Origin of the sequence: Vibrio sp. SNU_ST1 (assembly GCF_030563405.1) — a bacterium.
In the GTDB taxonomy this organism is placed as follows: Bacteria; Pseudomonadota; Gammaproteobacteria; order Enterobacterales; family Vibrionaceae; genus Vibrio.
Map to the genome: position 1 here is coordinate 342,662 of NZ_CP130748.1, position 24,971 is coordinate 367,632.

Below are 24,971 nucleotides of genomic sequence, written 5' to 3' on the forward strand. Positions count from 1 at the left end.
TTTATGAGCATCAATCAAATTGAAGAAGCGCTACTGAACCCAACAGGGCTGACGGAGCAAAATATCGCAGATACACTGGCGAGCATTGCTACCCGCCAAATTGATTATGCTGATATTTACTTTCAGTCAAGCTGGCACGAATCTTTAGTGCTAGAAGACAGCATTATTAAAGACGGCTCTTTCAATATCGATTGTGGTCTTGGTGTACGAGCTGTCTCTGGTGAAAAAACCGGTTTTGCTTACTCTGACCAAATCCAATTGGATGGCCTTAAACAGAGTGCAATCGCGGCTCGCGGTATCGCTAAGCAAGGCCAAAACGGCAAGGTACAAGCTTTCAAGCGTAACTCTAACCAAGCTTACTATGATGCGGTAAACCCACTAGCAAGCTGGGAAAAACAGCAAAAGACAGAATTACTTAAAGCGCTTGATGCTTACATTCGTACTAAAGAGCCTATGGTGACTGAAGTATCGGTAAGCTTAAGTGGTGTACATGAGCAGATGCTTGTCGCGGCAACTGATGGTACTTTCGCTGGTGATATTCGTCCGTTGGTTCGCCTGTCTATTAGCGTGCTTGCACAGAAGGGTGATCGTCGTGAGCGTGGCAGTGCCGGTGGCGGTGGTCGTTTTGGTTACGATTTCTTCTTAAGTGATGCTAACGGTTCTCAAGTTGCTTACCAATTCGCTGATGAAGCGATTCGCCAAGCATTAGTTAACCTTGAAGCGGTTGCTGCGCCTGCTGGTGCAATGCCTGTGGTTCTTGGTTCTGGTTGGCCGGGTGTTCTACTGCATGAAGCGGTAGGCCATGGTTTAGAAGGTGATTTCAACCGTAAAGAGTCTTCAGTATTTTCTGGCAAGATCGGCGAGCAAGTTACATCAAGCCTATGTACGATTGTTGATGATGGCACATTAACGGATCTACGCGGTTCATTGAACGTTGATGATGAGGGGGTTAATGGTCAGTACAATACGCTAATCGAAAACGGCATCCTAAAAGGTTACATGCAAGATAAGCTGAACGCTCGTCTAATGGGTGTCGCGCCGACAGGTAATGGTCGTCGTGAGTCTTACGCGCATCTTCCAATGCCACGTATGACGAATACATACATGTTGCCGGGTGAACACACACCGGAAGAGATCATTGCAACGGTTGAGAAAGGCATCTACGCACCGAACTTCGGTGGCGGTCAGGTTGATATCACATCAGGTAAGTTTGTGTTCTCAGCTTCTGAAGCGTACATGATTGAAAACGGCAAGATCACTCACCCAGTGAAAGGCGCGACGCTAATCGGTTCTGGTATCGAAGCAATGCAGCAGGTGTCTATGGTCGGTAATGACCTAAGCATTGACCGTGGTGTTGGTGTATGTGGTAAGGCAGGTCAAAGTGTGCCAGTGGGTGTTGGTCAGCCAACATTGAAGCTAGACTCGCTAACCGTCGGTGGTACTGAGTAAAGCAGATTAGCCTCTGAAAAATCACTATAAAGATAAATTGAAAAGCGCCTCTATTGTGAGGCGCTTTTTGCTTATAGGTTACTGGTTCTGTGAGCGCGCAGAGTCTACATGTTCTCTTCCGCGAACTCAGCCAGTCGGCTACGCACCACACCATTGAGGTGGATGTTGGCACTGCCTTCGAAGTTTTTAAAACGCTCGACCATGTAGGTGAGCCCCGAGGTCACAGGAGTTAGGTAAGAAGAATCTATCTGCGCTAGGTTTCCTGAGCAGACGATCTTGGTCCCTTCACCACAACGGGTGATGATGGTTTTGATTTGTGAAGCGGTCAGGTTCTGACACTCATCCAAAAGCACAAACGCATTCTGAATTGAACGGCCACGCATAAAGTTAATCGATTTGAACTGGATGTTGGCTTTATCACAGATGTACTTCATCGAGCCTTCTGTGCAGTGATCATTCTTGTGCAGCGCTTCCAGTGTATCGGTCACTGCAGCTAACCAAGGCAACATCTTCTCTTCCTCTGTACCAGGAAGAAACCCTATCGACTCACCTATATCAGGTGTGTTTCGGGTTACGATGATCTTATCGAACTGTTTACGTTCAATAGTTTGCTCAAGTGCAGCAGCCATGGCTAACAGTGTCTTACCACTACCAGCAGCGCCAGTGAGAATCACCAGATCAATATCAGGGTCGAGCAGGGCATCGATCGCCATACCTTGGTAGACGTTTTTGGGGGTGATGTCCCATGCTCTGCGATTCATTAGTCTTTCGCGACTGAGGTCTCTTAGTGTAATGCTTTCAGTTTCAATCTCTTCGACTCGAGCGGCAAAGTCACTTTCTTCGTCAATCACATACTGGTTGAGAAAGGTTGGCTCGAACGGCGCTCTTGCTAAGGTGTGCAGCGTCTTTCCGCCTAAACTTCTGCTCTCGACATTATCGATACCATCCCAAAATGAGCCTTCCAGTTGTTGGAAGCCTTTGGTGAGGTATTGGATATCATCAATCAATTGGTCGGTTTGATAGTCTTCAACAAAACGGACACCAGCGCCTTTAGCTCGTAAGCGCATGTTGATGTCTTTGGTGATGAGAACCACTTCGCGTGGTGCGCGTTTATTTTGAAGATAGAGAACTGCGTTGAGGATTCGGTTATCGCCAGCTTTGTCGTCGGCGAAGGCCTTGATACTTTCTTGAAGTTCGTAATCTGCGAGTATTGAAATACTGCCAGAGGCGTTAATGTCTTTAGAAAAAGGGATGCCTTCCGATATTTGGTCTGGTGTGGCTTCCCTGAATAAGTCTTCGAGAGTTCGAATCGCAACTCTCGCATCTCGAGCAACATCTCTTTTACTGTCTTTGATTCTGTCGAGTTCTTCTAGCACTGTCATTGGGATAACGACATCGTGCTCTTGGAAAGAAAATATAGCGAAGGGTTCGTGAAGTAGGATATTGGTGTCTAAAACAAATAGCTTACGGTTGGTCTCGCCCATAGCATCTCCTTGCCGACGTGCGGCTTGCCTTGCATTCATTGAACGTAGATTAAGCTCATATAAAGGTTAGTATCTGATTCTAGTGATAGTCAACAACTCACCTAAACTTCATTTGAGAGCTGCATTCTGCTCTCCATAGAATAACCATGATTTTTTGACAGTTTGATTGCACTTATGAAAACAGAAAAAAAGTATGAAATCGTCTCCTTTAGGCGTGACCTAAATCACAGCATCGAGTAAGATTAGCGACCTTTTTCTGCAGCATTTTCTCAAGATATTTATTATTAAGAGCGCACTTAAAAAGTGGCTGCAAACTAGGCATTTTTGGCTATATTTTTAGTTCAAGATCAATAACGTTCTTGTTTAAAATTGCAGTTAGAAAGACCAAATTCCAACTATAAGATTGAGGTAGTCGATTCATGACATTTGCTTTGGGGCAACGCTGGATAAGCGATACGGAGAGCGATTTAGGTTTAGGTACCGTTGTAGCAATGGATGCTCGCACAGTGACAGTAATGTTTGCTGCGTCAGAAGAAAACCGCGTCTATGCACGCACTGATGCTCCCGTAACCCGAGTGGTGTTCAATGTAGGCGATGTCATCGAATGCCAAGAAGGTTGGTCTTTATCTGTTGAAGAAGTTATCGAAGATAAAGGGCTACTGACTTATTTGGGTACTCGTGAAGATACTCAAGAGACAGAGGTGACTCTGCGTGAAATCTTTCTAAGTAACCAAATCCGCTTTAACAAGCCACAAGACAAGCTGTACGCAGGTCAAATCGACCGTATGGATAACTTTGTGTTGCGTTACCGCGCACTGAGCAACCAGTACCAACAACACAAGAGCCCAATGCGCGGCTTGTGTGGTATGCGTGCTGGCCTAATTCCTCATCAGTTATACATCGCTCATGAAGTGGGTCGTCGTCATGCGCCACGTGTTTTATTAGCCGATGAAGTTGGCCTAGGTAAAACCATCGAAGCGGGCATGATCATCCACCAACAGGTGTTGTCTGGCCGTGCTGAACGTATCTTGATTGTGGTGCCTGAAACTCTACAGCACCAATGGTTAGTTGAGATGATGCGCCGTTTCAACCTGCACTTTTCTATCTTTGACGAAGAGCGTTGTATTGAAGCCTTCGCTGAATCGGACAACCCATTTGATACCCAGCAATACGTTCTGTGTTCTTTGGATTTCCTACGTAAGAGCCGTAAGCGCTACGAGCAAGCACTTGAAGGCGAGTGGGACTTGTTGGTTGTCGATGAAGCGCACCACCTTGAGTGGAGCCAAGACAAACCAAGTCGTGAATACCAAGTGGTTGAAGGATTAGCTGAAAACACGTCTGGCGTACTATTACTGACAGCGACCCCTGAACAGCTTGGTCGTGAGAGCCACTTTGCGCGTCTGCGTCTGCTTGATCCTGACCGCTTCTACGATTACGAAGCATTCGTTGAAGAAGAAGACCAATACGCGCCAGTTGCTGATGCAGTAACGGCATTGTTCTCTGGCGTGAAACTTGAAAACAGCGCGAAGAACCAGATCACAGAGCTTCTGTCTGAGCAAGATGTTGAGCCTCTATTCCGCGTGATTGAAGGCGATAGCAGCGAAGAAGAGCAAGCGTTAGCTCGCCAAGAGCTGATTGATAACCTTATGGATCGCCATGGTACAGGTCGTGTTCTATTCAGAAATACTCGTGCTGCAATCAAAGGCTTCCCTAAGCGTAATGTAAATCTACTGCCGATGGATATTCCAACGCAGTACACAACCTCGATGCGTGTATCGGGCATGATCGGTGGCAAGATGGCACCAGAAGCTCGAGCTATGAAGATGTTGTACCCAGAAGAGATCTTCCAAGAATTTGAAGGTGAAGATTCAAGCTGGTGGCAATTCGATTCACGTGTGAACTGGTTGATTGAAAAAATCCAAGACAAGCGCAGCGAAAAGATCCTAGTGATCGCTTCTCGTGCAAGTACTGCTTTGCAATTAGAACAAGCACTGCGTGAGCGTGAAGGTGTGCGTGCAACTGTATTCCACGAAGGCATGTCGATTCTAGAGCGTGATAAAGCTGCGGCTTACTTTGCTCAAGAAGAGGGGGGTGCTCAGGTTCTTATCTGTAGCGAAATCGGCTCTGAAGGTCGTAACTTCCAGTTTGCCAACCAGTTAGTGATGTTCGATCTTCCGTTTAACCCGGATTTACTTGAACAACGTATAGGTCGTTTAGATCGTATCGGTCAGCTACGTGATATTGACATTCATGTACCTTACCTAAAAGGCACATCACAGGCGATTCTTGCGCGTTGGTTCGATGAAGGTCTAAATGCATTTGCAGAGACTTGTCCAACCGGTCGCACAGTTTACGACAAGTATTCTGATGTACTGATCGAAATGTTGGCTTCTGGTAATACAGAGCAGCTTGATGAAGTCATTGAAGAATCAGCGAAGCTCAATCAAAGCCTGAAATCGGATCTAGAAAAAGGCCGAGATCGCCTATTAGAAATGCATTCAAATGGTGGCGACAAAGCCCATGAGATTGCTGAAAAGATCGCGTCTACTGATGGTGATACTAACCTAGTTTCTTTTGCACTGAGCTTGTTTGATACCATTGGTCTGAACCAAGATGACAAGGGTGAAAATGCGTTAGTCGTGACACCTTCTGAACACATGATGGTGCCAAGCTACCCAGGCTTACCTTATGAAGGTGCAACGATTACATTTGACCGTGAAACCGCGCTTTCTCGTGAAGACATGAACTTCATTAGCTGGGAACACCCAATGATCCAGGGCGGTATTGATCTGCTATTGAGTGAAGGTGTGGGTGCGTCTGCGGTATCTCTACTGAAGAACAAAGCGCTGCCAGTGGGTACTATTCTGCTTGAGTTGGTTTACCTTGTTGATGCACAAGCGCCAAAGCGCAGCGGTATCAGCCAGTTCCTGCCTAAGACGCCGATTCGCTTGATGATGGATGGTCGTGGTAACGATTTATCTGCTCAGGTTGAATTCGATAGCTTTAACCGTCAACTAAGCCCGGTAAACCGTCATTTAGCGAGCAAGCTAGTAAACTCGGTACAAGGTGAGATTCACAAGCTAATCGAAGCCGGTGAGACGCATGTACTTCCGAAGGTTGAAGAAGTTCGTCAGCAAGCTCAGAAAGATATGCAAACTAACTTGAACGGTGAGTTAGAGCGTCTACAAGCGCTTAAAGCGGTTAACCCTAACATTCGTGATGAAGAGCTAGAGGTTATCGAAGCTCAAATCAACGAACTGACAGGTTACATCAGCAAAGCTCAGGTTCAGCTCGATTCGCTACGTTTGATTGTGGTTTCTCACAACTAGTTTTGAATTAGCTAAATGCTTTAACGAAATAAGGCCTTCATCACGAAGGCCTTATTTGTATCTGTAGTTTGGATAAACTGTAGCTTGGTTAAAGCTTAGCGCTCGATTATATTCCTATCTAGTGATCAATCGCGAAATGAAGAAAAAAATCAAAACTTCCTTAGTAGTTAAGAGGCTCTAATGGCGTTAGAACAGTACACACCACCACGTGAACCGTGGACAGATATTGTCTATCAAGATGATGATATTCTTGTGGTGAACAAGCCAGCAGGCCTACTTTCGGTACCGGGGAGACTGCCTGAGCACTACGACAGTATGTGGAGTCGGTTGGTTGTGGATTTTCCGGAGATTCAGGTTGTGCATCGGTTGGATATGTCGACATCAGGCTTGATGCTGCTCGCTAAACACAAACAAGCTGAGCGGCATTTGAAGAAGCAATTTCAATATCGACTGACACACAAACTCTATTACGCGCGAGTATGGGGTTCAGTGGGAGAAGCAGAAGGTTTGATAGATCTGCCACTCATTTGTGATTGGCCAAATCGACCAAAGCAAAAAGTGTGCTTCGAGGATGGTAAATCATCTCAGACTCGCTATGTGGTTGAGCAAGAGGAACTACAAACGACTTTATTGAAGCTACTGCCTATCACAGGCCGCTCTCATCAGTTGCGTGTGCATTGTATGGAAATAGGGAATCCAATTGTGGGCGACGAGTTTTACGCAACGCCTGAAGCTTTTGAGTATAGCGATCGGCTAGCTTTACATGCATGTGAACTGAGCTTCTATCATCCAGCGAACAACCAACTGTTCAAAGCCTTTGTTCCTTGTGAATTTTACCCTCAAGCATCGCCACAAATCGAATTGCACTTTGAAATTGCGCCAGAGCTTCCAGACTACAGTAAGCTAAAAGCTTAGAATGGTTAAATTAATACCAATGCAAGGACGTACAATGCCGAAGTTGAAAGTGGTCTTTCTCGACAGAGCCACCATCCCATCTCAAATCAATTTAAAACCTCTTAGCTTTGAACATCAATGGATTGAGTATAATTTCACAACTCCCGAGCTTGTCTCAGAGCGAGTTAAAGGTGCCGATGTCGTGATCACCAATAAAGTGGTGCTCAATGAATCAAATTTGGCTCAAGCACATCAACTTAAGCTGATCGCTGTTTCGGCGACAGGTGTGAACAATGTCGATGTGGAATACTGCAAGATCAACAATATCGCGGTGGCTAACGTACAGGGCTACGCGACTCTATCGGTTCCTGAACATGTCATCGCAATGCTGTTTGCACTGAAAAGAAACCTCGTCGGTTACCACCAAGACATTGAAGCGGGAGAGTGGCAGAAGGACAAGCAGTTCTGTTTCTTTACTCATCCGATTCAAGATGTAGCAGGCAGTACATTAGGTTTAATTGGTAGTGGTAGTTTAGGGCAAGCGACTGCGATATTGGCTAAAGCGATCGGCATGAACGTCATTTTTGCGGAGCGTAAAGGGGTAGACACTTGTCGCGAAGGCTTTTTGCCTTTTGATACTGTGTTGCAGCAAGCGGATGCGATCAGCTTACATTGCCCATTAACTGAAGCGACTCGAAATCTGATTTCAGAGCGAGAGCTAACCATGATGAAATCAAGTGCGGTATTAATTAATGCTGGCCGTGGTGGACTTGTCGATGATCAAACCTTGGTCGAAGCATTGAACAATCATGAGATTGCTGGTGCGGGCATGGATGTGTTTACACAAGAACCTGCAGATAATTCGAATCCATTATTGGCTAACAGCCACTTACCTAATTTACTACTGACACCACATGTGGCGTGGGGCAGCGATAGCTCCATTCAAAAGCTGTCTGATATCTTAATCGATAATATTGATGGGTTTGTTGCAGGTAATCCGCAGAACTTAGTGAGTTGATTGAAGAATTGAATGGTGCAAGCACAAAATAAAAAAGGTTGGCTTTTAGGCCAACCTTTTTAGATCGTTATGTCGATTAAGTGATTTAGCCTTGCGGCTTAACTACCAGTACATTGATTGGTGAGTTCTGTACCACTTTGCTTGCAACAGAACCAAGTACAACCTTGTCGATTTTCGAACGCTTATGACTAGGCATCACGATAAGGTCTGCCCCTAGTTTCTCTGCGCAATCAAGAATCGTTGTGTAGGTCTTGCCTTCGGCAACGTGAACTTTATAGATCACATCATCGTCGATATGCTTATCAGCAAATTCTTTCAGCTGATTTTTAACATCAAGCTTCATTTGGTTTGCTGCATCTTTCGGGAAGTAAGACGCTACCATCGACATGTGGATGCCCGGTAATACGTTTAGAATGTGGATCTCAGCATTACTGTGTTTCGCGTGCCATACCGCTAACTCGACCGCTTTATCAGAAAAGCCTTTGTCGTTCAGATCAACGGGAACAAGGATTTGTCTATACATGTATTCGTCTCTTTTTGAGCAGCGCCTAGTACATACTAAGCGCTGTAATTATCTTTTCCATGTAGTAAAAAAGCCAAATAGAGTAGAGCGCTATTTGGCTCTATCCATTACGCGCTAATCTCATCCTTACGAGCACGCCTTCTTTGGTTCATCGCTAAACCAATCAAAATCAATAGGGCAGGTAAGAATACCCACTCTTTCATTGGTCGTTCTGCATCTTGAATAACGGATTTAATTTCCCAATCAAAGTCAATGCCAGCGGCTTCTGCTGGGCTACCAAACTCAACCATATCAACAATCATCTTGTCGTCAGCTTGTGTCAGCATTAGGCCCATTGAAGCAATGCGGTCTTCACTTGTTGTCGCAGAATCTTCAAACGGAAGGCGAACTGTTTTCTCAGAATAGTTACCTTCTAAGTTTTCGCCACCGACTCTCAACTCAAGTGATTGTCCCACATCCAGCCTTTCTGTGATTTGAGCGATCTCAACTCCAGGTGAAAGAACTTTCTCTGGATAAATCATGTCCCACCAGAAACCAGGGCGGAAGAAAGAGAAGGTCAGAACGATAAGCAGTATAGTTTCCCACCACTTGTTCTTAGTGAACCACCAACCTTGTGTCGCTGCTGCAAAGATAAGTACCGCAGTAACCGAAGAGAAAATCGTCAGTGCTAAGTGCCACCAAGAATCAATACCCATCAACAGTAGTTGGGTATTGAAGATGAACATGAACGGCAATATCGCGGTTCGGATATCGTAGGTAAAACCTTGAATACCGGTACGAATCGGGTCTGATTTAGCAATCGCAGCGGCCGCAAATGCAGCCAAACCTACCGGAGGCGTATCATCCGCAAGAATACCGAAATAGAAAACGAATAAGTGAACCGCAATCAGTGGAATGATCAAGCCGTGCGCTGCACCTAAGGTAACAATTACTGGCGCCATCAATGTTGAAACAACGATGTAGTTCGCCGTTGTTGGTAAGCCCATACCTAAGATTAAGCTGATTACCGCAGTAAAAAGCAACATAAGAATGATGCTACCGCCGGAGATGAACTCAACAAAATCGGTCATTACAAGGCCGATACCTGTAAGCGTTACCACGCCTACGACCGTACCTGCTGCAGCTGTCGCTACACCGATACCGATCATGTTACGTGCGCCTGAAACCAAGCTCTCTGCTAGGTCAACGAAACCTGCTTTAGTTTGCTCTGCAAGATCGTCTGATTTGTTCATCAGAGTCATCAAAGGACGCTGAGTGATCAGAATGAAGATCATGAACACAGTCGCCCAGAATGCTGACAGACCTGGAGAGAAACGTTCAACCGTTAAACACCAAACTAGAACCACGATAGGCAGTAGGAAGTGAAGGCCAGACTTAATCGTTGGGCCTGGATCAGGAACTTCTGTTAGGTTCTCGTCGATTTCCATGCCACCTTCAGCTGCGTATTTAGCCGAAACACGAACCAGAGCGATATAAGAGACTAATAGAGCAACAGTCACAATTGGTGTGGCTGCAGCGCCAAAGACATCTTTCGTCCAGCCGACACCGTAGTAAACCGCAGCACTGATGACACATAGGCCTAAGATAGTAGCAGTGAAAGAGAGTAGGCTTTGCACGATAGTTGGTGTGTGACGACGAGGTAAGCCCGTCATACCGGCTTTACATGCCTCTAAGTGAACAATGTAAATCAGGGCGATGTAAGAGATCAGAGCTGGTAATAGCGCCGCCTTGATTACTTCTACATACGAGATGCCTACATACTCAACCATCAAGAATGCCGCAGCACCCATGATAGGTGGCGTTAGCTGACCGTTGGTTGAAGCCGCAACTTCTACTGCACCGGCTTTTGTGCCCGGGAAACCAACACGCTTCATTAGCGGGATAGTAAAGGTACCTGTGGTAACTACGTTAGCAATCGAAGAACCTGATACCAGACCAGATAAACCAGACGCTACAACGGCTGCTTTCGCTGGGCCGCCCTTCATGTGGCCAAGCAGAGAGAATGCAACTTTGATGAAGTAAGCGCCTGCACCCGCGCGCTCAAGCATTGCACCAAACAGTACAAACAAGAATACGAATGACGTTGATACGCCAAGAGCTACACCGAAAACACCTTCTGTTGTTAGCCACAGGTGCGACATTGCCTTGTTCAGGCTCGCGCCTTTGTGGGCAATAACGTCTGGCATGTGAGGGCCACCAAAGGTGTAAAGTAGGAATACTGCCGCCACAACCATAAGAGGTGGACCTAAAGCGCGTCGTGTTGCTTCAAGCAGTAGAACCATACCGAATACCGCTGCAACAATATCAAACGTTGTTGGAGCGCCTGAACGTTCAGCGAGTTGAGTATAGAAAATATAGATATAAGAAGCTGAAAAGCTACCTACAAGCGCTAATATCCAGTCGACGGCTGGGATGCGATCCCTAGGCGAATTCTTCATGGCTGGATAAGCGGTAAAGGCTAGGAAAATAGCAAACGTAAGGTGAATTGCTCGAGCTTCAGTGTCGTTTAAAATTGCGAAGTTAAAAATGAATGGCAGCGGAGATGCATACCAAAGTTGGAACAGTGACCAACATAGAGGCACAAACCATAAAATACGGCCTTGGATACCACGAGGGCTACGCGCACCAGTATCTGATTGTGCCACCATTTCTTGCACATCTGGAGACGGTGATGTTGTCTGCGTCATGTACTTTATCCTTATTATTGATGGTCTGCCTTTTGTTACGAGCAACTAAACGTGATTTCTTTCCTATCTAGTGTAGCGAATGGATAGAGAAATGCGTTCTTTGTTCGTCTTTGTCTTAGGCTTGATACGAAGGTAAGTCCTCCAAATTGGAGAAACTTAAAGGGTTGTTCTTTTCACTTAAATTATTTTTATAAAACGTGAAAAGCCAATAAGGAGGGCTAGCCTCCTTATTGGTTTAGTAGGCTTAAAGTAGAGTTACTTTAGAAGACCTACTTCTTTGTAGTATTTTGCTGCACCTGGGTGAAGAGGGATAGAGATACCCGCTTTAACCATGTCTTCTTTTTTCAGGTTAGCAAATGCTGGGTGCAGACGTTTGAATGTTGCGAAGTTTTCAAATACTGCTTTAGCAACGTTGTATGCTACTTCATCCGAAACGTCTGAAGTTGTTACCATTGTTGCTGCAACACCAAAGCTATTTACGTCAGCATCTGTACCGCGGTACATACCAGCAGGTACTGTGCTGTATGCGTAGTATGGGTTTTCAGCTACGATCTTGTCGATCTGTGGACCTGTTGCAGAAACCAGTTTTGCATCACAAGACGTTGTAGCTTCTTTAATTGATCCGTTCGGGTGACCAACCATGTAGATGAATGCATCAATCTTATTATCACAAAGTGCTTGTGAACGCTCAGAACCTTTCAGTTCAGAAGCAAGCTTGAAGCTATCGTTAGTCCAGCCCATAGAGTCCATTACAACACCCATCGTTGCACGGTCGCCAGAACCAGGATTACCGATGTTTACACGCTTACCAGCTAGGTCTGAAACATTGTTGATACCAGCATCGGTGCGCGCGATGATGTTGAACGGTTCTGTATGTAGAGAGAACATAGCACGAAGTTTCTTGTATTCGCCTTGATCTTTGAACTTACTTGTACCGTTGTAGCCGTGGTATTGCCAGTCCGATTGAACAACACCGAAATCTAGTTCACCAGCACGGATGGTATTAACGTTGTAGATTGAACCGCCAGTAGACTCGACAGAACAACGAATGTTGTGATCTTTGCGGCCTTTGTTCACTAGCTTACAAATTGCACCACCAGTAGGGTAATAAACACCCGTTACTGAACCAGTACCAATTGTGATGAACTCTTGAGCGTTAACTGCGCCAGCGCCCATTACAGCAGCTGCAATAGCCCCAACTTTAATCAGTTTGGTAAATGCCATGAATTTCCCTTCCTTTATTCATTATTAACCCTGAAACAAGTGTAGTCGTTTCTGGAGTTTCCTATTTGGAAACGGCACCTTTTTCAATCCATGTGATGAAAAAGTGGCTGAATAATATCAAAAATTGGCAGAAAATTACTCAAATGTTAAAAGATATAGCGAAAAAATCTAACAAATGACGGTTGGATCTCGTGTTTGATTTGCTATTGAGTTTTTTAAAATCAATGAGTTAGTGGTTTTTGGGAGAGGCGTGATAGATATCTTAGGATGTGATTTGGATCACGAACTAAATAGATGTTTGTGATCCAATAGTAATGGCTGATAGTTATGAAACTGTGAGCAATTATCCTGCGTATTCAAACAGTTCGCATACAGAATCGAACAGTTGCTTAGTGGTAACTGATAAGGTTGGAGTAATGAAGATAGTATCATCTCCAGCAACTACACCCAGTATGCCTTCTGACTTACCTAATGAATCTAATAAACGAGCAATAAGCTGCGCGGCACCAGGGCCAGTATGTATCACAACCAATGCATTGTTGTGGTCAATATCTAACACTAACTCTCTTAAAGAGCTCGAAACCGTCGGAACACCAAGTTCAGCAGGAAGACAGTAAACCATCTCCATTTTTGCATTGCGTGTTCGCACGGCGCCAAACTTAGTTAACATACGCGAAACTTTAGATTGGTTGATACTTTCAAAGCCTTCATGCTTCAGGGCATCGACAATCTCGCCTTGCGAACCAAAACGTTCTTCTTTTAGTAGTGATTTAAAAGCTCGAACTAAGTTGTCTTGTTTTTCTGTATTGCGCATATGTCATTCTTATTCATTAACAAAGATGTTTGCATATTCTCGCATACATATTCAGTTCTCGCCAAAAAATCACGGTAATTTGTTAGTTATATCACTGTAAAAATTTAATGGGGTAATGTGTTATTTAAGGCGAGTTGTTTTGTCATTTCAAATGATTATCGCCATAATGCGAACTTGCTGTGTAGCACGGTTTTATTGACTTGCGCGAAGTCGCAAAGCTAGCGTTAATTGATTGTAATCACTTTGTGATTAATATAGTTTTTTAGCGATAATTTAACTTTTTAACCATAATTTAGCTCAAGAACTACCCTACCAAGAATTTATAAGAGAAAGCTCTCAAGGAGAATAACAATGAAAGTAGCTGTTATTGGTGCCGCTGGTGGCATCGGTCAAGCCCTAGCCCTACTACTAAAGAACCGCCTGCCTGCTGGTTCAGATCTTGCACTTTACGACATCGCTCCGGTAACCCCGGGTGTTGCTGCCGATCTTAGCCATATCCCGACGCCTGTTTCGATCAAAGGTTACGCGGGGGAAGATCCAACTCCAGCACTTGAAGGTGCGGATGTTGTGCTTATTTCTGCGGGTGTTGCTCGTAAACCTGGTATGGATCGTGCGGATCTTTTCAATGTGAACGCTGGCATTGTTAAGTCTCTAGCTGAGAAAATTGCCGTTACTTGTCCTACTGCTTGTGTTGGTATCATTACTAACCCAGTAAACACAACAGTACCAATCGCTGCTGAAGTACTTAAGAAAGCGGGCGTTTACGACAAGCGCCGTTTATTCGGTATTACTACTCTTGATGTCATTCGTTCTGAAACGTTCGTTGCTGAGCTGAAAGATAAAGATCCAGGCGACATTCGTGTTCCTGTTATCGGTGGTCACTCAGGTGTAACGATCCTTCCTCTGCTTTCTCAAGTTGAAGGTGTTGAGTTTACTGACGAAGAAATCGCAGCGCTAACAACTCGCATTCAAAATGCGGGTACTGAAGTAGTAGAAGCTAAAGCGGGTGGCGGTAGTGCGACTCTATCTATGGGTCAAGCGGCTTGTCGTTTCGGTCTTGCTCTAGTGAAAGCACTTCAAGGTGAAGAGAACGTGATTGAGTGTGCCTACGTTGAAGGTGAAGGCGAGCACGCACCATTCTTCGCGCAACCAGTTAAACTTGGCAAAGAAGGCGCTGAAGCGATTCTTAGCTACGGTGAACTGAGTGACTTCGAACGCAATGCACTAGACAGCATGCTAGAAACGCTAAATGGCGATATTGAGATTGGTGTTGAATTCGCTAAATAAGCGATAGATAACTGAACTCTGCTAAAACGACAGTTAACGAAAGCCGATCATTGCGATCGGCTTTTTTGATCCTTGTATTCAACCACTCGTAATCTTTTCTAACCTCGAAGAATTAGAGTATCGAATTATGGCTAGAGTCCAAAAGGGAATGAATGTTAACTATCTAGGTCGCTTGGGCAAGATATTGGTTATCGATGAACAAGAGCAGTTCGCGTTGTTTGAGTCTTACAATAGTCATAAGCAATATGCGGTTCCGTTGGAAGAACTTGAAGAGATCGAAGCGCAACTACCTTTATCATTCGAATCGAGTCGATATTGAGACCCAGAGTATTATCTAGCAGGATCAAAAAAAGAGCCAACAGGCTCTTTTTTATTATATAGCTGTCTATTTACTACTTAGCTTCTATTTACTTGCTACGTTTTACTGCAAGATGAGCTAGCGTAGTTAAAGCCTGCTTGTATTCTGACTCAGGAAGAATAGAAAGCTCAGCAATGGCTTTATCAGCTTCTTCATAGGCTTTATTGGTCGTGTACTCTAACGAGCCTGTCTCTTTCATGACAGACATAATGTCGTCGAGACGTTCCATACCATTGGCTTTTTCAATCGCTTCACGAATCATGCTCGCTTGGTCTGGCGAGCCATTGCGCATTGCGTAAAGCAACGGTAACGTTGGTTTGCCTTCTGCTAGGTCATCACCCACATTTTTACCCATCTCTTTACCATCAGCGGTGTAGTCCATCACATCATCAATGAGTTGGAATGCCGTGCCTAAGTATTTACCGTAGTTTTGCATCGCCGTTTCGATTTCAGGTGAAGACTCTGTAAGAATCGCGCCGATTTGGGTTGCGGCTTCAAACAAACGAGCGGTCTTTGAATAGATCACCTGCATGTAGCTTTCTTCTGTGGTGTCTGGGTTATTACAGTTCATCAATTGTTGAACTTCACCCTCGGCAATCACGTTTACTGATTCGCTCATTAGCTCAAGGATCCTTAAAGATCCAAGCGTAGTCATCATCTGGAATGAGCGGGTGTAAATAAAATCACCAACCAAAACGCTAGCTGCATTACCAAAAGCAGCATTGGCTGTCGCTTTACCGCGTCGCATGTCTGATTCGTCGACAACATCGTCATGAAGCAGTGTTGCAGTGTGGATAAACTCAATAAAGGCGGCTGAGGTGATGTGAGCTTCACCTTGGTAACCAAGTGCACGAGCTGATAAAAGAGCAAGCAAAGGGCGTAAGCGTTTGCCACCACCGCTAACGATATAAAAACCAAGCTGGTTGATTAAACTTACGTCAGAATTAAGTTGGGCTTGAATTGTTTCATTCACTTTTGCCATATCATTGGCAGTAAGCGTTTGGATAGCTTTAAAATCCATTGTTCATCCGGCTGAAGTTAGACCCTGTAAGGCTTATACGTTGTATTTAATTGTTGAATAATACACTAAAAAACGTTGATTAATACATCACTTAAAGGCATCATTGCCGCACTTTTCTTTGGCGAACATGTTTTCGCCAATATTTTAAAAATATGGCTTGTCATAGCGGCATGATTCCCGTAGAATCTGCGCCCTATTGATTAGTTTAGCGCACACCCGAGTTGTAGAATTAACAACCATAGGCTGTGCGGAAAAAGCGGAGTAAAATATGTACGCTGTTTTCCAATCTGGTGGCAAACAACACCGAGTAAGCGAAGGTCAAACACTTCGTTTAGAGAAATTAGACGTTGAAACTGGTGCAACTGTAGAATTTGATAAAGTTCTTCTTGTTGCTAACGGCGAAGAAATCGCTGTTGGTGCACCTCTTGTTGAAGGTGGCAAGGTTACTGCAGAAGTAGTACAACACGGTCGTGGCGATAAAGTAAAAATCGTTAAGTTCCGTCGTCGTAAGCACTCGCGTAAGCAAGCTGGTCACCGTCAGTGGTTCACAGAAGTGAAAATCACTGGCATTAACGCTTAAGTATTAGGAGAGTTTAACAATGGCACATAAAAAAGCTGGCGGTTCTACTAATAACGGCCGCGATTCAGAAAGCAAACGTCTTGGTGTTAAGCGTTTTGGTGGTGAATCTGTTCTTGCAGGTAACATCATCGTTCGTCAACGTGGTACTAAGTTCCACGCTGGCACAAACGTTGGCATCGGTAAAGACCATACTCTTTTCGCTCTTACTGAAGGTAAAGTGAAATTTGCAGTAAAAGGTCCTAAAAACCGTAAGTTTGTAAGCATCGAAGCTGAGTAATTTAATCTTTTATTAGATTATTTATACTAGCTTTCAAGCTGAATTCAAAAGCCCTGCCGATTCGGCAGGGTTTTTTATTTATAGCGAGAATAAAAAAGTAGACGCTCTGGCTTTGGTTTTGAGAAGCAGTTTGGTTTTTGAGGAACAATTTAGTTTCAAGAAGCCGTTTGTTTTTTAGAAACAGAAAGCAAAGAACCTCTCCTTATTTGTTCCTTGGTTGCAGATCGATCTAGATCTTAGGTGATCGATCTAAACACGGATCTGCTAGAATTTATATCACTCCATGATGAGTGGTAACGCAACGTAAGTGCGGAGTTAAAAAATGAAATTCGTTGATGAAGCATCAGTAAAAATAGAAGCCGGTGATGGCGGTAATGGTACAGTAAGCTTTTGGCGCGAAAAATTCGTCGCTAAAGGTGGTCCTGACGGCGGTGATGGCGGTGATGGCGGTGATGTTTACATCCAAGCGGATGAAAACTTAAACACACTGATCGATTACCGTTTCCAACGTTTTTACAATGCAGAGCGTGGCGAAAATGGCCGCGGTGGTAACTGTACTGGTAAACGTGGTAAAGATATGACCATGAAAGTACCTGTAGGTACTCGCGCTGTTGATATCCACACTAATGAAATCGTTGCTGAAGTTGCTGAACATGGCAAGAAAGTAATGGTTGGTAAAGGTGGTTGGCACGGTCTTGGTAACACGCGTTTTAAGTCGTCGGTTAACCGTGCTCCTCGTCAAAAGACAATGGGCACCAAAGGTGAAGTTCGCGAACTGCGTTTAGAGCTTCTTCTGCTAGCGGATGTTGGTATGCTTGGCTTGCCAAACGCTGGTAAATCTACTTTTATTCGCTCAGTATCTGCTGCGAAACCGAAAGTTGCTGATTACCCGTTTACCACGCTAATCCCTAGCTTAGGTGTGGTAAGTGTTGTCCCTGAGAAGAGCTTCGTTGTTGCTGACATCCCAGGACTAATCGAAGGTGCCGCTGATGGCGCAGGTCTTGGTATTCGTTTCTTGAAGCACCTTGAGCGTTGTCGCGTTCTTCTGCATATGATCGATATTTTACCGATTGATGGTTCGGATCCTATTCAGAACGCACTGACGATTATCGATGAGCTTGAGCAATACAGTGAAAAAGTGGCACAGAAACCTCGTTGGTTAGTGTTCAACAAAGTTGATCTAATGCCTGAAGAAGAAGCTGACGAAAAGATTCAAGAAATCGTCGAAGCTTTAGGTTGGGAAGGCGAGTACTTCAAGATCTCTGCTGTAAACAAGATCGGTACCAAAGATCTTTGCTTTAAGCTTGGTGAGTTCATGGAGAACCTACCTCGTGAAGTTGAAGCAATTGAAGAAGAAGAAAAAGTTAACTTTATGTGGGATGACTACCATAAAGATGCGATGGCCGGTAAGAATGTCGTTACTGAAGATGACGACGACTGGGATGACTGGGATGACGAAGAAGATGACGGTCATGTTATCTATGTTCGCGACTAATCCTCAGAGTTTTTTATAATTACTTTGGTCGCTTCTTCTAAAGCACACAGATAGTTTTACTAAACCGCAATGAAAATTGCGGTTTTTTTGTATCTAAATCATTATGTCTTGTCGAATTTTAATGCAGAATTTATTTCTAGATACTTTACGCCTATGGGAAGGAAATCATGGCATCAGAACAAAGAGCGATCTCAAGGTTAGTCGCTCAGTCAGGACAAATGTTATTGGCACACGGCGCCGAGAGCACACTGGTCGGTGATATTATGCGCCGTATCGGTATTGCTTGTGGAGTGAATGAGGTTGAAGTTGCACTGTCAGCCAATGCGTTGGTCGTGACAACAGTAATGGATGATCATTGTATAACGACTACTCGAAGCTGTGCTGATCGTGGCATTAATATGCAGGTTATCACCGACATTCAACGCATTTGCATCATGATGGAGAAGGGAATTCTCGATTATGATTTGGCTTATAAGAAGATCCAAGGGATCACTCCTGAACGCTACAACCGTTGGTTAGTTGTCGTAATGATAGGGCTATCGTGTGCTTCTTTTAGCCGCCTTGCTGGTGGAGATTGGCAGGTCTTTATGATGACGTTTATAGCTTCGGCTTGCGGTATGATTGTGAGACAAGAGATCGGTCATCGTCATTTCAATCCGTTATTAAATTTCGCTATTACCGCTTTTGTCACCACCACCATCTCAGCTCAGGCGGTGCTCTACAACATTGGTGGTCAACCCACTATCGTGATGGCTTCGTCAGTATTGATGCTAGTGCCCGGTTTTCCTTTAATTAATTCTGTTGCGGATATGCTTAAAGGCCATATAAATATGGGGCTCGCACGCTTCACCATGGCTAGTTTATTAACGTTGGCAACAAGCTTAGGCATTGTTGCTGCGATGAGCCTTTCGGATGTGTGGGGATGGGCAAGCTAATGACTATCTTTGAATTATTAATCGGTCTTTTGAACGATATGTTTTTTGCTGCCATACCTGCCGTCGGCTTTGCATTGGTTTTTAACGTACCACAACGTGCGTTGATCTATTGTGCGCTTGGAGGCTCCATTGGTCACGGTAGCCGTTACTTAATGATGCATTTCGGCATTCCCATAGAATGGGCGACGTTCTTCGCGGCTACCATTGTCGGGATGATCGGGGTTCATTGGTCACATAAACTGTTGGCGCACCCCAAGGTATTTACCGTCGCCGCTTTGATTCCGATGGTTCCAGGAGTCTTCGCGTTCAAAGCGATGATCGCTATGGTAGAAATCAACCGGGCAGGGTATAACCCAGAGTTGCTCGCCATGTTGATGGAGAACTTCTTAAAGTCGATGTTCATTATCGCGGGGCTAGCGATTGGCTTGGCGGTGCCGGGGCTGTTATTCTATCGTCGTAGACCCATCGTCTAACTTCAATTTCATTTTCAGGTAAGGACAGGACTTTCTATTTATGATCATCAGTATGATAGCTGCAATGGCAAACAGCCGTGTAATTGGTAAAGATAATCAGATGCCATGGCATTTACCTGCAGATTTCGCATGGTTTAAACGCTCAACGATGGGGAAACCGGTAGTGATGGGGCGTAAGACCTATGATTCAATTGGACGCCCTCTACCAGGTCGATTGAATGTCGTAATTAGCCGCGATGAGAGCTTAGAGATTGAAGGAGTGACTACTGTTACTTCAATTGATCAAGCATTAGAGCTAGTAAGCGATGTTGATGAAGTGATGATCATCGGTGGCGGTTCGATTTATGAAAGCTGTCTGCCTAAAGCTAACAAGCTCTATCTGACTTATATCGACCTCGAAGTTGATGGCGATACACAGTTCCCTAGTTGGGGAGAAGGTTGGAAGCTGAGCTTTAGTGAAACTTATCAAGCCGATGAGAAGAATAAACACAACATGGAGTTTGTGATTCTCGAGCGTTAACTGTGGTTATCAATAGCTAGTCTCTGAAAAATACTTGCGTTACTCCAACAGTAACGCAAACTTCTCGTATCTCGTATCTCGTATCTCGTATCTCGTATCTCGTATCTCGTATCTCGTATCTCGTATCTCGTATCTCGTATCTCGTATCTCGTATCTCGTATCTCGTATCTCGTATCTCGTATTTTTTATAACGCATCTTGAGTGAAAAACTTTTTATCTTCCCAGCGAAGTATCGTCAATTCTCCTCCCCACACACACCCTGTATCTAAGCCAATCACATCTTTTCCTGAATAGCCTTCTAAGGCTGCCCAGTGTCCAAACAACACGGTTTTTTCGAGTGTAATGCGCTGTGAAAGGTCAAACCAGGGCACCAATGGCTCAGTGGTAATTTCGTTAGGTGGTAGTTTACAGGCCATATCGAGTCGACCATCAGTAAAACAGAATCTCATTCTAGTAAGGCTGTTGATCGCATAGCGATAGCGCTCAATTCCTTTTAAATCCTTATGCCATAAATCAGGAGTATTGCTGTACATGTTCTCGATAAGCCACTGCCAACGGTCCGATTTCAATAATGACGTTATCTCTCGATTCTCTGTACGTGCTTGTTCCAAGCTCCATTGAGGTGAGATGCCCGCATGTGTCATGACAAACTCAGGGTGTTCTTGCATCAAGGGTTGTTGTCTTAACCATTCCAGCAATTGGTCACGGTCTTCAGCATCAAGAATTGGTTGAGTCTTGTCTTTTGGTTTGGCTGAAAAGAGGTCTAAGGATACAGCAAGTAGATGTAAATCATGGTTACCCAATACCACCTTCGCTGAACTGCCAAGGTTACGAACAAAACGTAACGTCTCTAAGGATTTAGGGCCTCGAGCAACTAAGTCTCCGGCGACCCATAAAGTATCTTGTTGTTTATCAAAGTTGATGGTTTCAAGCAGTAACTGAAGTTCGTCGAAGCACCCTTGGATGTCTCCGACAATATAATTCGACACAGTATTTTCCTGTAAGTGGTAGAGATGTGTACTAGTTAAGGATATTAGGGATAGCGAGTCTGAATGGGTCGACTTCGGTAATAAAATCAATGCCCTTGTTATCGGTCATCACATAGTGACCTTGCATAACACCCACAGGGGTTTCGATGACCGTACCACTGGTATATGTGTATTCGTCATTGGCTTCAATCACAGGCTGCTGTCCAACCACGCCATCACCTTCTATGGTGAGTTGTTTACCGTTAGAGTCGGTAATCAGCCAGCGGCGAGACATAAGTTGTACCGTTGTTTTACTTAGATTTTTGATGGTAATGATGTAAGCGAAAACGTAGCGATTTTTTGATGGCTCAGATTGTTCTTCAATATATTTAGAATGAACTTGGCATTTGATACAAGGCGTAGATATATCCATATTCGCACCTTTTGTTGTTGGTATGCTTTAAGTATTACATAAAAAATAGGCTCCTCACCGAAGTGTAGGAGCCTTTTACGATTATTTGTCAGCGTTGTGACTGTCGTGCAACCAGTTCGCCATATCGACAAACTGTTCAAGCGTCAGGTTCTCAGGGCGCATGCCAGGGTTTACACCTAGCTCTTCAAGCACTTCCTTATCGATTAGGCTCTTGTAGCAGTTACGTACTGTTTTACGGCGCTGGTTAAAGCCTTCGCGACATACGCGATCCAGCCACTTAAGATCTTTTGCCGGGTAAGGCAGTACTTCATAAGGCTGAAGACGAACGACTGCAGAGTCTACTTTCGGTGGCGGAACAAATGCCGTTGGTGGCACTTCTAGCACAGGTGTTACTTTACAGTAGTATTGAGCCATAACCGTTAAACGACCGTAAGCTTTAGTACCAGGACCTGCCGCTAAGCGGTTAACGACTTCTTTTTGAAGCATAAAGTGCATGTCTTGCACGTCTTTATGGAACTCAAAAAGGTGGAACATCAATGGTGTAGAGATGTTGTATGGCAAGTTACCGAAGATGCGTAGCTTGTTGTTTGGCTTAACAAGTTGCTCGAAATCGAACTTCATTGCATCGCCTTCATAGATCGTTAGCTTTTCAGCCAGATCAGGGTGATTACGCAGACGTTCAGCAAGATCTCTATCCAGCTCAATCACTGTGAACTTGTCGACAAGCTTGCCAACCGGCTCAGTAATTGCGCCAAGACCAGGACCGATCTCTACTAAGTTCTGGCCTGGTAGTGGGTTAATACTCGATACGATTCCATCAATAATGTATGGATCGTTAAGGAAGTTTTGACCAAAACGTTTACGCGCTTTGTGCCCTAAGTGGACATCATTTCTCATTGCTTTTTCTCTACTAATTCAATGGCGTGCGTGAGCGCTGTTCTAAAGCTCCCTGTATCGGCTTGGCCTTTCCCTGCCAAGTCTAAGGCGGTACCGTGATCGACGGATGTGCGGATAAACGGTAAGCCAAGCGTGATGTTCACTGAGCGACCAAACCCTTTGTATTTCAATACCGGGAGTACTTGGTCGTGATACATACCTAAAACAGCATCTGCATCTTGCAAATATTTTTCATTAAAGATGGTGTCTGCTGGCAATGGGCCAACTAAATTGATGCCATCTTTTTGGCGAATTTTTTCTAGCGTAGGGGTGATGGTTTCTATCTCTTCACGCCCCAAGCAACCATCTTCACCAGCATGTGGATTCAAGCCACACACGTAGATAGTTGGTTTCTCAATAGCAAACTTTTCAACCAAGTCTTTATGCAGAATCGCAATAGTTTGCTCTAATCTGTCTTCGGTCACTGCTTGAGATACATAAGCTAGCGGGATGTGCGTTGTTACTAGCGCAACACGCAGCCCTTCTGTTGCCAACATCATCACCACGAGCGGTGTGTTGGACTTCTCTGCAAAAAACTCGGTATGGCCGCTAAAAGCAACGCCAGCTCGGTTAATTACACCCTTATGAACAGGGCCGGTGACAATAGCATCAAATTCATCATTCATACAGCCAATTGCTGCGGTTTCTAGTGTATTTAATACGTAGTGGCCGTTCGCTTCATTAAGTTGACCCGCAACGGCAACTTCAGATAGTGGAACATGTTTCACAACCAATGTTCCAGAGCGTTGAGGTTGCTTAGGCGCGGTTGAATCGTAATCCAACAGCTCAACCTCAATCCCTAATATTTCAGCTCGCTCTGCTAATAGGCTTTTGTCTGCACAAACGACGAGCTGATGTGGCCAGCTTTCTTGGGATAATGCGAGAGTTAAATCTGGCCCAATTCCCGCCGGTTCACCTGCTGTAATGACAATGCGTTTAGTTGTCATCTTGGTCATCCTCGACCACTTCAACAAAGGCGCTAGCTCTTACTTCTTGCAACCAAGCACCGACTTCTTCGTTGAACTTACGGTTAAATAGAATTTGGTAAGCTTTGTTTTTCAATGCTGAATCGGTACGGTCTACCTCGCGACGATCTAGTACTTCAACAATGTGCCAACCGTGCACGGTTTTGAATGGCGCACTGATTTTACCTTCAGGTAACGTTTCTACTTGGTGCTTGAACTCTGGTACGTACAAGTCAGGTGTTTGGTAGCCTAACTCGCCGTCTTGAACAGCTGAACCTGGGTCTTGGCTGTATTGCTGTGCAAGGTCACCAAAGCTCGCTTCACCTGCGTTTACGCGACGAGTGATCTCTTCAAGCTGCTCTTTCGCACCGTCATCACTCAAGATAACCGTTGGTTTAATCAAAATATGACGTGCATTAACTTCGGTAACTGCAACGGTTTCCAAACCTTTTACGTCTTCAATTTTTAGAATATGAAAACCAACACCGCTTCGGAATGGTCCAATGATGCTGCCTTTATTTTGCATTTTGATTTGGTCTGCAAAAATGGTTGGCATCTCTTCTTTACGCATCCAACCCCAATCACCACCTTGTAGCGCTTTAGGGCCTTTAGAGTAAGTATATGCCATGGTGCTAAAGTCTTTGCCGTTGTTTAGCTCTTCCACTAAATCAGTCGCTTGTGCTTCTAATTCTTCTTTGGTTTGGTCGTCATTGAATCGCAGTTGAATGTGGCCAATTTTGTATTGAACCGTCGCATTGGTTTCTTGCGCTAAGATGTCTGCTAGGTTGTCTACTTCTGCCGGAAGGATATTAATACGACGACGAACCAATGCGTTGCGTGCTTCACTTGCAGCAATCTCTTTTCTCACTTGCTCACGAAATGCGTTGTAACTCAGGCCTTCTTCAGCAACTGATGCAGTAAGTTGTTGTACTGTTTGGTTGTTATCTTTAGCAATGCCTTCAATCGCTTGATCAAGTCGAGCATCATCAATTCGAACCCCAATACGTTCCGCTTCTTGGGTCTGAATTGTATCGATGATCAACTTTTCGAGTACTTGTTCATTAAGCACGTCTTGCGATGGTAGTGTTTGACCACTTTTCTTCGCGTTTGCACGCAGTGTTTTCATTGAAGTATCAATGTCACTTTGTAAGATCACGCCTTCGTTGACGATCACTTTTACGCTATCGAGTTCAACTGGTGCGGCATAGCTTGTTGATAAAGTACAAGCCGCTGCGATAGCTATTAATGTGCGTTTCCACAATGTCATGTGTAATCCTTTATATTTACCGATGTGTTATCAA

The 24,971-nt window shown here is 44.5% G+C and carries 23 protein-coding genes; 12 read left to right on the forward strand and 11 right to left on the reverse strand.

What is annotated here, in order from left to right; genetic code table 11:
* The first annotated feature begins 3 nt into the window (after positions 1 to 3).
* Positions 4 to 1,449 (forward strand): metalloprotease TldD, encoded by a 1,446-nt coding sequence (tldD, locus tag Q5H80_RS01590; protein WP_009847843.1) that lies wholly within the window; start codon positions 4 to 6, stop codon positions 1,447 to 1,449.
* A 104-nt stretch (positions 1,450 to 1,553) separates the two neighbouring features.
* Here tldD and Q5H80_RS01595 read toward each other — a convergent pair whose 3' ends face one another.
* Positions 1,554 to 2,933 (reverse strand): PhoH family protein, encoded by a 1,380-nt coding sequence (locus tag Q5H80_RS01595; RefSeq protein WP_304567835.1) that lies wholly within the window; start codon positions 2,931 to 2,933, stop codon positions 1,554 to 1,556.
* A gap of 419 nt (positions 2,934 to 3,352) precedes the next feature.
* Between Q5H80_RS01595 and rapA the strand changes: the two genes are divergently transcribed.
* The 3 genes from rapA (at position 3,353) to Q5H80_RS01610 (ending at position 8,174) form a co-directional block, all read left to right on the forward strand.
* Positions 3,353 to 6,262, forward strand: coding sequence for an RNA polymerase-associated protein RapA (gene rapA / locus Q5H80_RS01600; RefSeq protein ID WP_304567836.1), 2,910 nt, complete (start codon positions 3,353 to 3,355; stop codon positions 6,260 to 6,262).
* Between the two features lie 180 nt (positions 6,263 to 6,442).
* On the forward strand, positions 6,443 to 7,177 hold the full coding sequence (gene rluA / locus Q5H80_RS01605; protein ID WP_304567838.1) for a bifunctional tRNA pseudouridine(32) synthase/23S rRNA pseudouridine(746) synthase RluA: 735 nt from the start codon (positions 6,443 to 6,445) through the stop codon (positions 7,175 to 7,177).
* Between the two features lie 34 nt (positions 7,178 to 7,211).
* A complete protein-coding gene (locus tag Q5H80_RS01610; protein WP_304567840.1) occupies positions 7,212 to 8,174 on the forward strand; it encodes a D-2-hydroxyacid dehydrogenase in 963 nt (320 codons plus the stop codon).
* A gap of 85 nt (positions 8,175 to 8,259) precedes the next feature.
* On the opposite strand, the gene Q5H80_RS01615 is transcribed toward Q5H80_RS01610, so the two are convergent.
* The 4 genes from Q5H80_RS01615 to argR all read right to left on the reverse strand — a co-directional run bounded on the left by Q5H80_RS01615 (position 8,260) and on the right by argR (position 13,422).
* On the reverse strand, positions 8,260 to 8,697 hold the full coding sequence (locus Q5H80_RS01615; protein ID WP_029222921.1) for a universal stress protein: 438 nt from the start codon (positions 8,695 to 8,697) through the stop codon (positions 8,260 to 8,262).
* Positions 8,698 to 8,804: 107 nt separating this feature from the next.
* Positions 8,805 to 11,384: a TRAP transporter permease gene (locus Q5H80_RS01620; protein WP_304567843.1), complete on the reverse strand. Its 2,580-nt coding sequence runs from the start codon at positions 11,382 to 11,384 to the stop codon at positions 8,805 to 8,807.
* Between the two features lie 255 nt (positions 11,385 to 11,639).
* Positions 11,640 to 12,608 (reverse strand): TAXI family TRAP transporter solute-binding subunit, encoded by a 969-nt coding sequence (locus Q5H80_RS01625; protein ID WP_009847835.1) that lies wholly within the window; start codon positions 12,606 to 12,608, stop codon positions 11,640 to 11,642.
* A 343-nt stretch (positions 12,609 to 12,951) separates the two neighbouring features.
* Positions 12,952 to 13,422, reverse strand: coding sequence for a transcriptional regulator ArgR (argR, locus tag Q5H80_RS01630; RefSeq protein ID WP_004735909.1), 471 nt, complete (start codon positions 13,420 to 13,422; stop codon positions 12,952 to 12,954).
* A 351-nt stretch (positions 13,423 to 13,773) separates the two neighbouring features.
* On the opposite strand from argR, the gene mdh reads away from it, so the two are divergent.
* Complete coding sequence (gene mdh, locus Q5H80_RS01635; RefSeq protein WP_009847834.1) at positions 13,774 to 14,709, forward strand: malate dehydrogenase; 936 nt, start codon at positions 13,774 to 13,776, stop codon at positions 14,707 to 14,709.
* Positions 14,710 to 14,836: 127 nt separating this feature from the next.
* Positions 14,837 to 15,028, forward strand: coding sequence for a hypothetical protein (locus Q5H80_RS01640; RefSeq protein ID WP_304567908.1), 192 nt, complete (start codon positions 14,837 to 14,839; stop codon positions 15,026 to 15,028).
* Positions 15,029 to 15,116: 88 nt separating this feature from the next.
* Here the strand turns inward: Q5H80_RS01640 and ispB are convergent, their stop codons facing one another.
* Positions 15,117 to 16,088 (reverse strand): octaprenyl diphosphate synthase, encoded by a 972-nt coding sequence (gene ispB / locus Q5H80_RS01645; RefSeq protein ID WP_304567910.1) that lies wholly within the window; start codon positions 16,086 to 16,088, stop codon positions 15,117 to 15,119.
* Between the two features lie 268 nt (positions 16,089 to 16,356).
* On the opposite strand from ispB, the gene rplU reads away from it, so the two are divergent.
* The 6 genes from rplU to folA all read left to right on the forward strand — a co-directional run bounded on the left by rplU (position 16,357) and on the right by folA (position 20,368).
* A complete protein-coding gene (gene rplU, locus Q5H80_RS01650) occupies positions 16,357 to 16,668 on the forward strand; it encodes a 50S ribosomal protein L21 (RefSeq protein WP_004740823.1) in 312 nt (103 codons plus the stop codon).
* Between the two features lie 19 nt (positions 16,669 to 16,687).
* Positions 16,688 to 16,945: a 50S ribosomal protein L27 gene (rpmA, locus tag Q5H80_RS01655; RefSeq protein WP_004735905.1), complete on the forward strand. Its 258-nt coding sequence runs from the start codon at positions 16,688 to 16,690 to the stop codon at positions 16,943 to 16,945.
* Between the two features lie 322 nt (positions 16,946 to 17,267).
* Positions 17,268 to 18,440: an Obg family GTPase CgtA gene (gene cgtA / locus Q5H80_RS01660; RefSeq protein WP_009847831.1), complete on the forward strand. Its 1,173-nt coding sequence runs from the start codon at positions 17,268 to 17,270 to the stop codon at positions 18,438 to 18,440.
* Positions 18,441 to 18,607: 167 nt separating this feature from the next.
* A complete protein-coding gene (locus Q5H80_RS01665; RefSeq protein ID WP_304567983.1) occupies positions 18,608 to 19,375 on the forward strand; it encodes a threonine/serine exporter ThrE family protein in 768 nt (255 codons plus the stop codon).
* Positions 19,375 to 19,848, forward strand: a complete 474-nt coding sequence (locus tag Q5H80_RS01670) for a threonine/serine exporter family protein (protein WP_170960623.1) — start codon at positions 19,375 to 19,377, stop codon at positions 19,846 to 19,848. Before Q5H80_RS01665 ends, Q5H80_RS01670 begins: the two co-directional genes overlap by 1 nt.
* Positions 19,849 to 19,888: 40 nt before the next feature.
* Positions 19,889 to 20,368 (forward strand): type 3 dihydrofolate reductase, encoded by a 480-nt coding sequence (gene folA, locus Q5H80_RS01675; protein WP_304567986.1) that lies wholly within the window; start codon positions 19,889 to 19,891, stop codon positions 20,366 to 20,368.
* A gap of 185 nt (positions 20,369 to 20,553) precedes the next feature.
* Here folA and Q5H80_RS01680 read toward each other — a convergent pair whose 3' ends face one another.
* The 5 genes from Q5H80_RS01680 to surA all read right to left on the reverse strand — a co-directional run bounded on the left by Q5H80_RS01680 (position 20,554) and on the right by surA (position 24,937).
* Entirely contained in the window at positions 20,554 to 21,357 is an 804-nt protein-coding gene (locus Q5H80_RS01680) for a symmetrical bis(5'-nucleosyl)-tetraphosphatase (RefSeq protein WP_304567988.1), read from the reverse strand.
* Between the two features lie 31 nt (positions 21,358 to 21,388).
* Positions 21,389 to 21,769: a Co2+/Mg2+ efflux protein ApaG gene (gene apaG / locus Q5H80_RS01685; RefSeq protein ID WP_086050129.1), complete on the reverse strand. Its 381-nt coding sequence runs from the start codon at positions 21,767 to 21,769 to the stop codon at positions 21,389 to 21,391.
* Between the two features lie 81 nt (positions 21,770 to 21,850).
* Positions 21,851 to 22,666: a 16S rRNA (adenine(1518)-N(6)/adenine(1519)-N(6))-dimethyltransferase RsmA gene (rsmA, locus tag Q5H80_RS01690; protein ID WP_009847826.1), complete on the reverse strand. Its 816-nt coding sequence runs from the start codon at positions 22,664 to 22,666 to the stop codon at positions 21,851 to 21,853.
* Complete coding sequence (gene pdxA / locus Q5H80_RS01695) at positions 22,663 to 23,652, reverse strand: 4-hydroxythreonine-4-phosphate dehydrogenase PdxA (RefSeq protein WP_304567990.1); 990 nt, start codon at positions 23,650 to 23,652, stop codon at positions 22,663 to 22,665. Before pdxA ends, rsmA begins: the two co-directional genes overlap by 4 nt.
* Positions 23,642 to 24,937 carry a peptidylprolyl isomerase SurA gene (surA, locus tag Q5H80_RS01700; protein ID WP_009847824.1) on the reverse strand — a complete coding sequence of 432 codons (1,296 nt, stop codon included), beginning with the start codon at positions 24,935 to 24,937 and terminating at the stop codon, positions 23,642 to 23,644. Before surA ends, pdxA begins: the two co-directional genes overlap by 11 nt.
* Positions 24,938 to 24,971 lie beyond the last annotated feature (34 nt).